Raw genomic sequence first — 14,100 nt, 5'->3', positions numbered from 1 at the left:
TCTCACTAACTGTGTAAGTTAAAAAGTTATTCTGAAAAATTTTTGAGCCCTCTAAAGCTCAAAAATAATTTTCGGAAATAACTTTTTATTATTTTTAACCTATATAGTTATGATCGACAAAGAAGAATTATTAAACAATAAGGATTTCTACAAGTCCTTTAAAAATGGAGAAGATTTAACCTCTTTCTTCAAACAGATGCACAAACGTGCCGTTGAACACATGCTGGAAGCAGAGCTTGATGCTCATCTGGATAATGAAAAACATGAAAAAACCAAAGAAGGGAACTATCGCAACGGACATGGAACCAAGAAAATAAAATCATCTTTTGGAGAGAGTGAAATCAAAGTTCCCAGAGACAGAGCTGGAAGTTTCGAGCCTGCTTTGGTACCAAAAAGGCACAACATCATCGAAGGTTTGGAGAATATCATTATCTCATTCTACGCCAAAGGCATGAGTGTGAGCGATATCGAAGAACAGGTCAAAGAACTGTACGATTTTGAAATATCTTCCTCTGCCATTTCCAGAATTACCAATGCCGTTGCCTCTGAAGTGGTGAGCTGGCAAAACCGCCCCTTAGAAGATTTGTATTTGATTGTCTGGATGGACGGAATCGTATTCAAGGTTCGTGAGAACTCTAAAGTGATCAACAAGACCATCTATTTGGCAGTAGGATTGAATCGTGAAGGGAAAAAAGAAGTGCTGGGAATGTGGCTCGGTAAGAATGAAAGTTCGAGCTTCTGGATGGGGGTTCTCACAGAACTCAAAGCCCGTGGCGTGGAAGATATTCTGATTACTGCTACCGATAACTTAAACGGATTTACCCAGACCATCCGTTCCGTTTTTCCTGAATCTCAAACCCAGATCTGTGTGGTTCATCAGATCAGAAATGCCTGCAAATATGTGGTTTGGAAGGACAGAAAAGAATTCTCTGCCGATATGAAGCATATTTACACCGCTCCAACAAAACAAGCCGCTGAAGCCGCTTTAAATGATTTTGCAGAAAAATGGGAATCCAAATATTCCTATGCCATCAAATCCTGGAAGGATAATTGGGATGAACTGACCGTATTTTTTGAATTTCCTTTAGAGATTCGTAAAATCATTTATACAACCAATTTAATCGAGAATCTAAACGGTAAAATCCGAAAATACACCAAAAACAAAATGTCTTTCCCTACGGATGATGCAGTCTTGAAATCTGTTTACCTTGCTTTAAAAGAAGCCACAAAAAAATGGTCGATGCCAATCCAGAATTGGGGGATTGTTCTAAACCAATTTATGCTTATTTTTGAAGAAAGGCTCAGATTATAAAATCTAAGCCCTGACTTTTTAACTTACACACTTTATGGGAGAGTGTCATCTTGTCAGAATACTGCTAACAGCCTTTACTATTCAATGATTTTATTTGCATTCTTTTAAAACGAACTTTATTCAAAATTCCAATCGTTTTCCTAATTTTTATTTTAAATCACTGAAAACACATTAAATACCATCGAATTAACATCAGTTTTATAAACAAAAAAGACTGCCAACGATGAATGACAGTCTTAATTTCTTATTTTAAATGATTTAATCTTAAATCAATTGTTACATGTGAATCGGTCTTTTTGCCGTAGCATCTAATGCCGCTTCTTTGATCGCTTCCGCATAGGTCGGGTGCGCGTGGGAGCTTCTGGCAATGTCTTCCGCACTGGCACGGAATTCCATAGCAATCACTCCTTCTGCGATAAGGTCGGCTGCTCTCGCACCTACGATGTGCATTCCCAATACTTCATCAGTTTTTTCGTCGGCAATGATTTTTACCAAACCATCCACATCACCACTCGCACGGCTTCTTCCCAAAGCTCTCATCGGGAAAGAACCTACTTTGTAAGCTACGCCTTCTTCTTTCAACTGCTCTTCGGTTTTACCTACTCCGGCAACTTCCGGCCATGTGTAAACAACGCCTGGGATCAAATTATAATTGATATGAGGTTTCTGTCCCGCCAATGTTTCAGCAACGAAAACCCCTTCTTCTTCCGCTTTGTGAGCCAGCATTGCACCTTTGATCACATCTCCGATCGCGTAGATATTCGCTACATTCGTCTGTAAGTGGTCGTTTACTTTTACTCTTCCTCTTTCGTCAAGCTCCACCCCTGCTTTCTCAAGGGCAAGTCCGTCTGTGAAAGGTCTCCTTCCAACAGAAACCAAACAGTAATCGCCTTCTACAACGACTTCTTCTCCTTTTTTGTCTTTAGCTGTAATTTTAACGGTATCTCCGTTTCTTTCAACGGCTGAAACGGCTGTCGATAACATGAACTTCATACCCTGCTTTTTAAGAACCTTCGTAAGTTCCTTGCTTAAAGCACCGTCCATCCCCGGGATAATCTTATCCATAAATTCAACAACCGTAACCTGAGCACCCAGTCTTAAATAGACAGAACCTAGCTCAAGACCGATTACGCCTCCTCCAATTACCACCAGATGCTTAGGAATTTCTTTAAGGTTCAAAGCTTCCGTAGAAGTGATTACTCTTTCTTTATCAATCGTAATGAAAGGTAAAGAAGACGGTTTGGAACCGGTAGCGATGATGGTATATTTGGATTCGATCGTTTCCGTAGAACCGTCGTTTTTCGTTACTTTAATCTGGTTTGCAGATTCGAAGCTTCCCACCCCTTCAAAAACAGTGATTTTGTTTTTGTTCATCAGGTAGCTGATCCCGTCTGTATTTTGTTTGATGACCTCATTTTTACGCTCGATCATTCTTGCAATGTCTGCCTGAGGCTCGTTGATAATGATTCCGTGGCCTGCAAAATTGTGCTTGGCATTCTCGAAATGTTCAGAGCTGTCTAAAAGTGCTTTCGACGGGATGCATCCCACGTTAAGACAAGTTCCGCCCAAAGTCGGGTATTTTTCAATAATTGCTGTTGTGAAACCTAATTGCGCGGCACGGATTGCAGCAACATAACCACCAGGACCGGAACCGATTACGGTAACATCGAATTGACTCATGTTATTTATGAATTTGTTTATTTATTATCTCTTTAGTTCTTACAAATTTAACGATTAATTGCCACACCCCCAAGTGAGTTTTGTCAAGTTTTGAAAACGTTATACCTCTGCTTAAAAGAATCAGCAAAAATCTTTGATTTCTTTAAATTTTTCAATGATCTCACCGCATTTTTCAGTAAGAGCATCCATATATTTTTCATTGACCCGTTTTAACTTTGAATCAAGCCTGTCTAAGAATTCTTTGCTGTAGAGTTTTCTTTCATCCCCGATCGGATGAGACTGGATCTCATTGTAGTAGGTTTTGAAAATACTTAGATCAATTTCTTCCAACCTTTTAATGTCGCCGATTCTGCCCAGAAGATAATTCATCTAAAATATCCCGAGTGGATTTCAATCTGATTGGTAACAATGGCAATTGCATTTGATCGTAATTTCTTTATAAACCGGTTACATTTTAATTCGTCAAATTTATTCATCAAATTTTGGTATTATAAAGTTTGACTCCAATATTATCTGATATTCAAGATTCTGGAATAGTATTGTCATAAAACTTCCAGCATCCAGCCTCCTTCTTCCAGCCAATTTTTTCAACCTTATGTTGCAGGACAAATCAGCCGAAGCTAATCTTCCCTGCGCCAAATGCTGTCGTATTTTCAAAGGCTTCGCCTCCATAGACATACCATTCCACGCTTTCCAGATATGCCAATGCATTTTCAGATGTAATCTGCGGGCGGTTTTTTTTAGAAACGATTCCTTTGTACCATCTTACTGCCGGGGCATTTTCTTCAGGATTCACAGCATAGCAGATCCATATTCTCTGGCAAAGCTTGCACTGCTGGATACTTACTTCCGCATGTATGCCAGGGGTTTGATCGGTTCCTAATTCTGAAGTTCTGAATTCCGTATAAGATGAGGTCGGTTTTTCGCAGGCACATCCTAATTTCTGGATTTTAATCATGAATGAAAATTGATTTTTAAATAAATTAAGCGGGCCAAAAATAAGAAAATAAGGTTCTACCAGGCAAACGGGTGAATGTTATTGTTTCACCAGATCCAGCAAAACTTTTTCGTACCGGTCTAAAATAATGTTCTTTGAAAACCGCGATCGGATACAGCTTTCAATAGCTTCCGGATCATGGCTTTCATGAAGGATACTCATAATTTTCTGCGCAAAGTCTTCATGATTTTCAATATCGGAAATTTCCCCGTTGATGTTATCCTGAATAATTTCGTTGATGCCACCCGGGCAATTGTTAGCAAGGGCATAGGTTCCACAGGCGCCGGCTTCCAGCAATACATTCGGAAAGCCTTCATATCTTGAGGAGAGGATAAAAAGGTCTGCATATTTCAGAAACTTATACGGATTCTCCTGCCGTCCGTGAAAAATAACATGTTCCAATCCCAAAAAATCTTTCATCTGGTGCAAAAGATCCCGATCCTGTCCGTCGCCCAAAATATGGAGCATGACATTTTCGTTTTTGAGCCTGGAAAAAACTTTCAGAAGATTGTCAAAACCTTTTCTGGAAGACAAGTTTCCGATGGCTACGATGTTTTTATAATTGTATTTAAAACTTTCAGGCTTTTGGGAATGTTTAAGTTTTTCTCCGATAAAATCAAAATCTACCGGATTGTTGATCTTGATGACTTTTTTCGGTTTAATCCTGAAATTTGCGGTAAGATCCTTCAGCATATCATCGCTCTGGGCAATGATTCTGTGGTAATTGTTGTAAAAATTGTAGAAGAATTTGATTTCTTTCCGCGTTACATGCTGCGTGACCACATTGGTTTCCCGGGCGATAAATTTCGTTTTAGGAAAAAGTTTGATGAACACAGAAAGATAGGCGTTGACTTCACCGAATCCTGAAAACACAATATCCGGTTTTCTGCGGTAGATTTCCGCTAAAATAGGCTTTAACGAATGCCTGATTCTTTCGGTATTGATGTCGATGATTTCTACGTCTTCTCTCAGGAAATTAAGGTAACCGCCCTGCTTGCGCAGGAGCAAAATCTTAGGTTCAAACCGGTCCCGAGAGAGATGGTTCGCAATGGTGGTAACGATCCTTTCCGCGCCTCCGGTTTCAAGATCCGGTAGGATAAATATGACAGAAATCTTTTTCATCCCTGTAAAATTAGTAAAAAGTTTTGGTAACCTTTAAACCAAGCCCCTCAAAAACAGGAATAACTTCATTAATATTTTCTACACTGATAAAAGCATACTCGTCTTCTTTGAAACTCATTCCCGATCTGTTAAAAAAAGAAAACGGCTCATCACTTCTTCCAAAAATACCCTCAGGTTCTCCAAAAATGATATTGCCAAAAAAACTACCGTTCATTTCCGCGTTGATGCAATGAATTTTATTTAGTTCTTTATATTTAAGTATCTTTATTTTGGCTTTATCAGAAACAACAATTCTTTGGTTGGTAATCAAATAACAATTATTTATTAATTTCAAATATTTAAAAAGCCATCTGAAAACAGTGATATATAGAGCGGTAAAAAATATTAATATCGCCATTAACTGAAACAGGAAGAAATCTAAATTGTCACTATTCATCAAAAGAAAAACCGATCCGGCCAGATAAAAGAAGGAAAAAACAATTCTGATCTTCTCCGTAGTATTAAAAAAGAAACTCTTCCGGGGAAGAATTTCTTTTAAAATTATTTCGTTGTTGTTAAGAATCATTTTAGTTGGCAACATCACTGATGAATTTTATTCTCAGCATTCTTACTTCTTCATCGGAAAGTTCGTCTCCGAATTCATCCAGAAGAACCTTCATGCTGTCGCTTTCCGATTCGTTCATGAATTCCATAAAACCATCTACGATATCTTCGTCAAAATTATCCTCGATGTAGTAATCGATATTCAGTTTAGTTCCCTGGTAGACGATACGCTCCATTTCTTTCAGCAATTCATCCATGGAAAGGTTTTTAGCCCGGGCAATATCTTCCAGATCGATTTTCTTATCGGTACTCTGAATGATGAAAACCTTATGGCTGGATTTGTTGGCAACCTGTTTCAGCACCATATCCTGGGTACGTTCGATGTTGTTGTCTTCGACGTATTTGCTGATAAAATCGGCGAATTCTTTACCGTATTTTTTTGCCTTTCCTTCACCGACACCGTATATTTTGGCGATTTCCTCCACTTTGATCGGATATTGGACCGTCATATCTTCCAGACTCGGATCCATGAACACAGTATAAGGCGGAATCCCATGTTTTTTAGCTACTTTTTTTCTTAATTCTTTCAGCTGATTAAATAAGTTCTGGTCTAAACCTCCACCGGATTGCATCTGCACCTGATCGCTTTCTGCTTTTGCCTGCGTCAGATCAAATTCCCGGTCCTCGGCAATCAAGAAAGAATGTTCCAGTTTTCCGTCCAGCACCAGTCTTCCTTTTTCGGAAATTTTCAGTACGCCGTAGGTTTCAATGTCTTTCAGCAAGAAATTCTGAACCGTTGCCTGTCTCAGGATCGTTTTCCAATGGTTGTCTTTTTCCTCTTTTCCAAAACCGAAATAAGGGCTTTGTTCCAGCTTGTAAGACTTGGTAACGGCTGTTTCCTTTCCAGCGATGACGGTAATGAGATCTTTAGACTTGAATTTTTCTCCGGTATCCCGGATAAGTTCCAGCACTTTCTTCAAATCGTCCGTTGCATCTTTCAGCTTTGGAGGATGGGATGAGTTATCGCACATTTTGGCACCGTCTCCGTTTACGGGATCAAAATTTTCACCAAAATAATACAGGATATATTGTCTACGGCTCATGGAAGTTTCGGCATAGCCTACCACTTCGTTCAGCAGCTGTAACCCGATTTCTCTTTCGGAAACAGGTTTCTGCGCAAGGAATTTTTCCAGTTTTTCAATGTCTTTCGGGTCGTAATAGGCCACACAGTGTCCTTCTCCTCCGTCCCGTCCTGCACGCCCGGTTTCCTGGTAATAGCTTTCCAGGGATTTCGGAAAATCGTAATGAATTACAAAACGTACATCCGGTTTGTCGATCCCCATTCCAAAGGCAATCGTCGCTACAATAACGTCTACTTCTTCCATCAAAAATTTATCCTGATTGGCAACTCTTATTTTCTGGTCCAGTCCGGCATGATACGGCAGGGCATTGATTCCGTTTACCTGTAAAAGCTGGGCAAACTCCTCTACTTTCCTTCGGCTCAGGCAGTAAACAATTCCTGATTTTCCTTTATTCTGACTGATAAATTTTACAATCTCCTTATCTATATTGATTTTCGGCTGTACCTCGTAATACAGGTTTGGCCGGTTGAAGCTTTCCTTAAAAACCAAAGCATTGTTCATTCCCAATGTTTTCTGGATATCATCCTGTACTTTTGGGGTTGCGGTTGCGGTTAACGCAATCACGGGAACATCCGCTATTTTATCGATAATGGATTTAAGATTCCTGTATTCGGGCCTGAAATCATGTCCCCATTCTGAAATACAGTGCGCTTCATCAATGGCACAGAACGATATTTTTACATCTTTCAGGAACTCCAGGTATTCTTCTTTAATTAATGATTCCGGAGCCACGTACAAAAGTTTGGTTTTACCACTTTTTATATCGTCGAAAACCTGTTTGGTCTGTGTTTTGTTTAATGATGAATTCAAAACATGGGCAACACCGTCTTCGGAAGAAAGACCGTTCACGGCGTCTACCTGGTTTTTCATCAATGCGATCAGCGGTGAAACCACGATGGCCGTGCCTTCCGAAATAAGTGCCGGAAGCTGGTAGCATAAGGATTTACCACCGCCCGTGGGCATCAGAACAAAGATATCCTTACCGTTCATAAGGTTTTCTATGATCTGTTCCTGCTGGCCCTTGAAAGTGGAAAACCCAAAGTATTTTTTCAATTCGCCTGATAAATTGGCTTTTTTTGCGCTCATCTAATTTTCTATTGCTAAATTTGCATCTAATCCAAAGTTATGAATTTTTCGCTTAAAATAAAAGCGAACGAATTTATAAAAATTAAAATTCATATTAAATATCCTTTTAAAATTATAACGTTTTTTAAGAGAATTTTTATATACCTGATAACAGTATAATGGAAAACGCCGATATTATTTCAATAGCAAAAACCACCCTGGAAATAGAAATTGCCGAACTTGAGAAACTTACCGCCCGTCTGGATGACGAGTTTGTAAAAGCCGTTGAAATCATTCATTCGGCAAAAGGTAAAGTAATCGTGGTGGGAATCGGAAAATCGGCACACGTAGGAAACAAAATCGTTGCGACGTTGAATTCTACCGGAACCCCTTCGCAGTTTCTGCATGCTTCAGAGGCAATCCATGGGGATCTTGGTGTTATCCAGAAGCAGGATGTGGTGCTTTGTATTTCCAATTCCGGGAACTCCCCCGAAATTGTAAATCTGGTGCCTTATCTGAAAGATTATTCTGCTGCGCTTATCGGTATGACGGGCAACAGATCCAGCAGGCTTGCCGAATTTTCTGATCTTATTTTAGATACCCATGTCGATACGGAAGCCTGTCCGAACAAGTTGGCTCCGACCAGTTCAACGACACTTCAGATGGCACTGGGTGATGCACTGGCTATTGCTCTGATGGAAATGAATGATTTTAAGGCCAATGATTTTGCAAAATTTCATCCGGGAGGAAGCCTTGGGAAAAATTTAATTTCAAAAGTTGACGATTTTGTTTCATCCCAAAAACCTCAGGTGACGGAAAATGACACCGTGAAAGACGTTATTATCTCGATCAGCAGTTCCAGGCACGGGATTACTGTAGTGACAGAGAAAGATGAAATCATCGGGGTAATTACCGATGGGGATTTAAGGAGAATGCTGTTAAAAGGAGATGACATCTCTAAAGTTCTGGCAAAAGATATCATGTCTGCCAACCCGAAAACCATTGAAAAAACAGCGTTGGCAAAAGAAGCCATGCAGATTTTAAAGGACAACAATATCGGACAGCTTGTAGTTACGGAAAAGGGAAAATATTTCGGAATTATCGATCTGCATAAGCTGTTGGACGAAGGAATCAATTAAAAAAAGCTTAATGTTGACAGGCTGGAAGAAGGAGGCGAAGCTGGAAGTTTCCTATGTTCCTATTACGGCTAACAGTCTTTACCTATTAAATGGTCTTGGTGCATTATTTATATTTTTTCAGGTTTGGCAAATAAACTTTCCTCTTCCTGCTTTTACATCCCACTTTAGTAAAAACTTTTTTCATAAATTTGAAATCTTAAAAAAATATTATTCTGTGAGTGATGCTAAAGACATGTCTTTTTGGGGACATATTGGCGAACTGAGAGGACATCTCATCCGTTCGATTCTTGCAATAGTAGTTGCTGCGATCATTATCGGTTTCAATATCAACTGGATTATGGATCACGTTTTCTTCGGTCCTACCCGGAATGATTTTGCGACTTTTGAAATCGTCAACCATTTTTCAAAAATGATCCTGGGCGAAGACAGCATCCATCTTCCGAAAGATTTCCCGGTACGGGCGAGTAAGCTTTACCAGCAGTTCAACGTGATGATGGCCGTTTCCATTTTCGGCGGAATTGTGCTTGCCTTTCCGTATATCGTTTGGGAATTGTGGCGTTTCATCAGTCCGGCCCTGCATCCTAACGAAAGAAAGAATTCGCTTTTTGTGATTAATTCGGTGTGGATCTTATTTATGACCGGCGTGTTGTGCGGATATTATCTGATCCTTCCTTTTGCAGTTAATTTCGGGGTTATTTTTAAAATTTCCGATATAATTATCCCGCTGTATGACTTGAGTGATTATACCACCCTGTTCTTACAGGTAGTTTTGGGAATGGGCGTTATTTTCCTTTTCCCGGTACTGATTTATTTCCTTACCACGATCGGGATCCTTACACCGGTATTTATGAGAACCTACCGCCGTCATGCCATTGTCCTGATTATGGTAGTTGCAGCGATCATTACCCCGGCGGATGTTCTGAGTATGCTGATGGCAGCATTGCCTTTACTGTTGTTGTATGAATTCAGTATCATCATGTGTGCATATACCTATAAAAAAGTACAGAAAGCAGCGGCCAATTTACCGGTTGTTCAGAAGTAATTTCTACTACATAAAAAAGATTCCCGCAGATTTTCTGCGGGATTTTTTTATTCATCAAAAAAAAGTTCGTTTCTAGATGCCAATCATTTGGGACTTAACAAGCGAAGCGAATTGACCATTCCGCTTTTACGTTCCGTACTGTAACAAAACCTTAGATTTCCCGTCTTATTACCATAGATTTATGATGTTAATTGATATTGGCATCGATTAATTCTTTATTTTAGTCTATTAATTTTTATTTCAGATGAAAAAACTTTCATATACGCTTTTATTTGCTTCAGGACTGGCTTTCGGGCAATTCTTTGAAAAGGATAAAGTTTTTACCAAACAGGATACTTTAAAAGGTTCCGACAACCAGTTCCGTAATTTCTGGGATGTAAAAAAATATGATCTTTCCGTAGAGCCTGATTTTGCGATGAAAAGTATTAAAGGAAGCAACATTATCAGTTTCGAGATTACGAAAGATATTACCAATCCTATGTTTCAGGTCGATCTTCAGCAGCCTATGAAAGCCGATAAAGTGGAAGCAGGTTTTCCCGTGGCAGAATACAAGCAGGATGGGGATTTTATCTGGATCAAAACCAATAAAAGCTTTAAGAAAGGCGAAAAATATACCATTACAGTAACGTATTCCGGAAATCCTACGATTGCTAAAAATGCACCCTGGGACGGAGGCTGGGTGTTTACCAAAGATGAAAAAGGAAACCCCTGGATAAGCGTGGCCGACGAAGGTATCGGCGCTTCGATCTGGCTTCCTACCAAAGACATCTGGAGCGATGAGCCCGACAACGGAATCGTGATGAAAATCGTAACACCAAAAGATCTTGTAGGCGTCGGAAACGGAAGGCTGATCAGTAAAAAACCGGAAGGCGATAAAATGGCCTATACCTGGGAAGTTAAAAATCCGATCAATGCTTACTCTATTATTCCTAACATCGGTAAATATGTAAATTTTAAAGATACCTTCAAAGGTGAAAAAGGAAATCTTGATTTAGATTACTGGGTAATCGATTATAACCTCGATAAAGCCAAAAAACAGTTTCAGCAGGTAAAGCCGATGCTTTCAGCCTTTGAATACTGGTTTGGCCCATATCCTTTTTATGAAGATTCCTACAAGCTTGTAGAATCGCCTTATCTGGGAATGGAACACCAGAGCAGCGTAGCTTACGGAAACGGCTACGAAAACGGCTATCGGGGAAGAGATCTTTCCGGAACCGGTATTGGGAAGAACTGGGATTTCATTATCATCCATGAAAGCGGCCATGAATGGTTTGCCAATAATGTTACGGCAAAAGACCAGGCGGATATGTGGATTCACGAGAGTTTTACCAATTATTCCGAAGTGCTGTTCACCGAAAGGTATATGGATAAAAAATCGGCGGAAATATATGCTCAGGGAATCCGGAATATTATTCAGAACGATACGCCTATTATCGGAAAATACGGGATAAGAAACGAAGGCAGCGGCGATATGTATCCGAAGGGTGCCAGCATGATCCATACGATCCGTCAGGTGATCAATAACGATGACAAGTTCAGGCAGATCCTCAGAGGCATCAATAAAGATTTTTACCATCAGACCGTAACTACGCAACAGATCGAAAATTACATTTCGAAAAAATCGGGAATTGATTTTTCCGGTGTATTCAGCCAATATCTCAGGACTACCAAAGTTCCGGTTTTGGAATACTCGCAGAAAGGAGCAGAGCTGAAATTCCGGTATACGAATACGGTTAAGAATTTCAAACTTCCTGTTATTGTCGAAGGTGTAACCATTAATCCTACCGAACAATGGCAGACCGTGAAGCTTAAAAAAGAAACTCCGGTGGAATTCAACAAGAATTATTATATCAACTATAAAAAAGTTCAGTAAAAGTATACAGGCAAGATTGTGAACAATAGTGTTGCCTTTTATTTTTTTTAAAGCCTGAAAAGAATACAATCAATATCTTTTAAAATATTAAACACTGATAATCAATTATTTATTTAACCCTAAATTTAATTTAACAAAGTTTAATATAAATCCCCGTAACAAAATCAGTCAATCAGCAACTATTTAACTATAAATTGAACTCAATGAAAAAAACAGCTTTAAGCTTGGGTATTTTAACCGCTTTCCTGGTTAATGCACAATCTGTAAAAACTACCATCGATCTTGTCGGGGTAAAAGACGATAAAGTTCCCGTTACGATGGAATTTCCTAAAATGAAGTCCGGCGATGTAAAGTTCCATTTCCCGAAAACGGTTCCCGGAACGTATTCTGTGGATGATTACGGGAGATTTGTGGAAGGCATTAAGTTTTTGGATAATAAAGGAAAAGAAATTCCTTTTACGAAAGTGAATGACAATACATATTCCCTGAAAAATGCGCAGAATTTAAGCAAAGTTACCTACCTGGTGAACGACAGCTTTGATGATGAAATGGATGAATCGAAGCACAAAGCCGTATTCTCTCCATCCGGAACGGATATTGAAGCCGGAAAAGTATATCTCATCAATACGCACGGATTTATAGGCTACATCGACAATATGCAGGACGTTCCCTACCAGCTGGTGGTTAAAAAACCAACAGATTTCTATGGAACAACAGCATTGGTAGACCAGGATAAATCCGAATCTACAGATACCTATACACTGGCAAATTATGCGAAAGTAACCGATTCCCCACTGATGTATACCAAACCGGATTACATTACTTTCAACGCAGGAGGAATGGATCTGGTACTCGGAGTCTATTCGCCGACCGGTAAATACAAGGCAGCCGATTTTAAAGAGAATCTTGAAAAGATGGTTGTTGCCCAGAAGAAATTCCTGGGGGATATGAACACCAATAAAAAATATGCGATCATGCTGTATCTTGCAGGAAATGAAGAACCGCATATCAAAGGTTTCGGTGCGCTGGAACACCATGAATCCACCAGTGTGGTGCTGCCGGAAATGATGCCGAAAGAAGCGATCGACAAAACCCTTACCGATGTGGTTTCCCACGAGTTTTTCCATACGGTAAACCCTTTGAAAACGCATTCCGAAGAAATCCACTATTTCGATTATGCCGATCCTAAAATGTCGCAGCATCTGTGGATGTATGAAGGGGGAACGGAATATTTCGCTAATTTATTCCAGATCCAAGAAGGGCTGATTACCAAAGACGAGTTCCTTCAAAGAATGAGCGAAAAGATCGCCAATTCCAAGAATTACAATGACACGATGCCTTTCACGGTAATGAGTAAAAATGTCCTGAAAGATGAGTACAAAGACCAATACAGAAACGTATACGAAAAAGGTACGCTTCTGGCAATGTGCCTGGATATTGAGCTGAGAAAACTGTCTAACGGCGAAATGGGTTACCGCGATATGATCCGCAAACTGTCCCAGCGATTCGGTGAAAACAAGCCGTTTAAGGATGATAAGTTAATTGATGAGCTTGTAGCGGTTACAGGTTATCCTCAGATCAAAGATTTCTACAATAAATATATTGCCGGAGATCAGCCAACTCCGTACGCCCAATATCTGAATATGGTAGGCGTAGAAGCGAAAAAGCAGGAAACACCGCCGATTTTCTGGTTTATCAAAGATCCGCAACAGACGGGCTATGACGAGAAAGATAATGCATTCGTATTTGATGAAAGCTCTGCCTTATCCCCTTTTGCAAAAAGCATCAGCCTGAAAATCACGGATAAGATCGTTGCTCTTGACGGAAAAACCATTAACATCCAGAACATCCAGTCGTTCATCGAATATTCAAGAACGATCAAGGAAGGACAGAATGTGACGGTAACCGTTTTAAGAAAGAACGGCGATAAAAACGAAAAGATCGACCTGAAAGGAAAAGCAGTTCTCGACAAGATGACAGTTGAAACCCTTCAGTTTAAAGCCAACCCTACTCCTGCCGAAAAGAAACTGCAGGATCAGTGGCTGACCGGAAAGAAATAGTTTTAAATAAAAACGAATTATACAAAGCGGGGAAATTTTCTCCGCTTTTTTATTTGCCAAAAAGCATGGACTCATAAGAAACATTAAAAACCTTGAAAATATTTTAGTCCATAAGATTAAAAAAA

Annotated in this window: 11 protein-coding genes; 5 read left to right on the top strand and 6 right to left on the bottom strand. The window is 39.7% G+C overall.

What is annotated here, in order from left to right; all coding sequences use genetic code 11:
• Nucleotides 1–109: 109 nt before the first annotated feature.
• Nucleotides 110–1,312: an IS256 family transposase gene (locus QE422_RS11120; protein ID WP_307458078.1), complete on the top strand. Its 1,203-nt coding sequence runs from the start codon at nucleotides 110–112 to the stop codon at nucleotides 1,310–1,312.
• 276 nt (nucleotides 1,313–1,588) lie between these two features.
• Here the strand turns inward: QE422_RS11120 and lpdA are convergent, their stop codons facing one another.
• From lpdA to recQ, 6 genes are all read right to left on the bottom strand, one after another.
• Complete coding sequence (lpdA, locus tag QE422_RS11115; RefSeq protein WP_307458075.1) at nucleotides 1,589–2,992, bottom strand: dihydrolipoyl dehydrogenase; 1,404 nt, start codon at nucleotides 2,990–2,992, stop codon at nucleotides 1,589–1,591.
• A 120-nt stretch (nucleotides 2,993–3,112) separates the two neighbouring features.
• Nucleotides 3,113–3,361, bottom strand: a complete 249-nt coding sequence (locus tag QE422_RS11110) for a hypothetical protein (RefSeq protein ID WP_307458073.1) — start codon at nucleotides 3,359–3,361, stop codon at nucleotides 3,113–3,115.
• Nucleotides 3,362–3,602: 241 nt separating this feature from the next.
• Nucleotides 3,603–3,950, bottom strand: coding sequence for a hypothetical protein (locus QE422_RS11105; protein ID WP_307458070.1), 348 nt, complete (start codon nucleotides 3,948–3,950; stop codon nucleotides 3,603–3,605).
• A gap of 78 nt (nucleotides 3,951–4,028) precedes the next feature.
• Nucleotides 4,029–5,111 carry a glycosyltransferase gene (locus QE422_RS11100; protein ID WP_307458067.1) on the bottom strand — a complete coding sequence of 361 codons (1,083 nt, stop codon included), beginning with the start codon at nucleotides 5,109–5,111 and terminating at the stop codon, nucleotides 4,029–4,031.
• A gap of 10 nt (nucleotides 5,112–5,121) precedes the next feature.
• A complete protein-coding gene (locus QE422_RS11095) occupies nucleotides 5,122–5,691 on the bottom strand; it encodes a hypothetical protein (RefSeq protein ID WP_307458065.1) in 570 nt (189 codons plus the stop codon).
• On the bottom strand, nucleotides 5,678–7,882 hold the full coding sequence (recQ, locus tag QE422_RS11090) for a DNA helicase RecQ (RefSeq protein WP_307458063.1): 2,205 nt from the start codon (nucleotides 7,880–7,882) through the stop codon (nucleotides 5,678–5,680). The genes QE422_RS11095 and recQ overlap by 14 nt, the downstream gene beginning before the upstream one ends.
• A 158-nt stretch (nucleotides 7,883–8,040) precedes the next feature.
• Here recQ and QE422_RS11085 point away from each other — a divergent pair, with 158 nt between their 5' ends.
• The 4 genes from QE422_RS11085 (at nucleotide 8,041) to QE422_RS11070 (ending at nucleotide 13,975) form a co-directional block, all read left to right on the top strand.
• Entirely contained in the window at nucleotides 8,041–9,000 is a 960-nt protein-coding gene (locus QE422_RS11085) for an SIS domain-containing protein (protein ID WP_307458061.1), read from the top strand.
• A 214-nt stretch (nucleotides 9,001–9,214) separates the two neighbouring features.
• Nucleotides 9,215–10,042: a twin-arginine translocase subunit TatC gene (gene tatC / locus QE422_RS11080; RefSeq protein ID WP_307458060.1), complete on the top strand. Its 828-nt coding sequence runs from the start codon at nucleotides 9,215–9,217 to the stop codon at nucleotides 10,040–10,042.
• A gap of 244 nt (nucleotides 10,043–10,286) precedes the next feature.
• Nucleotides 10,287–11,915 (top strand): M1 family metallopeptidase, encoded by a 1,629-nt coding sequence (locus QE422_RS11075; protein WP_307458057.1) that lies wholly within the window; start codon nucleotides 10,287–10,289, stop codon nucleotides 11,913–11,915.
• A 203-nt stretch (nucleotides 11,916–12,118) separates the two neighbouring features.
• On the top strand, nucleotides 12,119–13,975 hold the full coding sequence (locus QE422_RS11070; RefSeq protein ID WP_307458055.1) for a PDZ domain-containing protein: 1,857 nt from the start codon (nucleotides 12,119–12,121) through the stop codon (nucleotides 13,973–13,975).
• Nucleotides 13,976–14,100 lie beyond the last annotated feature (125 nt).

Origin of the sequence: Chryseobacterium sp. SORGH_AS_0447 (genome assembly GCF_030818695.1) — a bacterium.
In the GTDB taxonomy this organism is placed as follows: domain Bacteria; phylum Bacteroidota; class Bacteroidia; order Flavobacteriales; family Weeksellaceae; genus Chryseobacterium.
The sequence above is the reverse complement of the archived record's forward strand: the minus strand, read 5'-3'. Positions and strand labels throughout refer to the sequence as shown.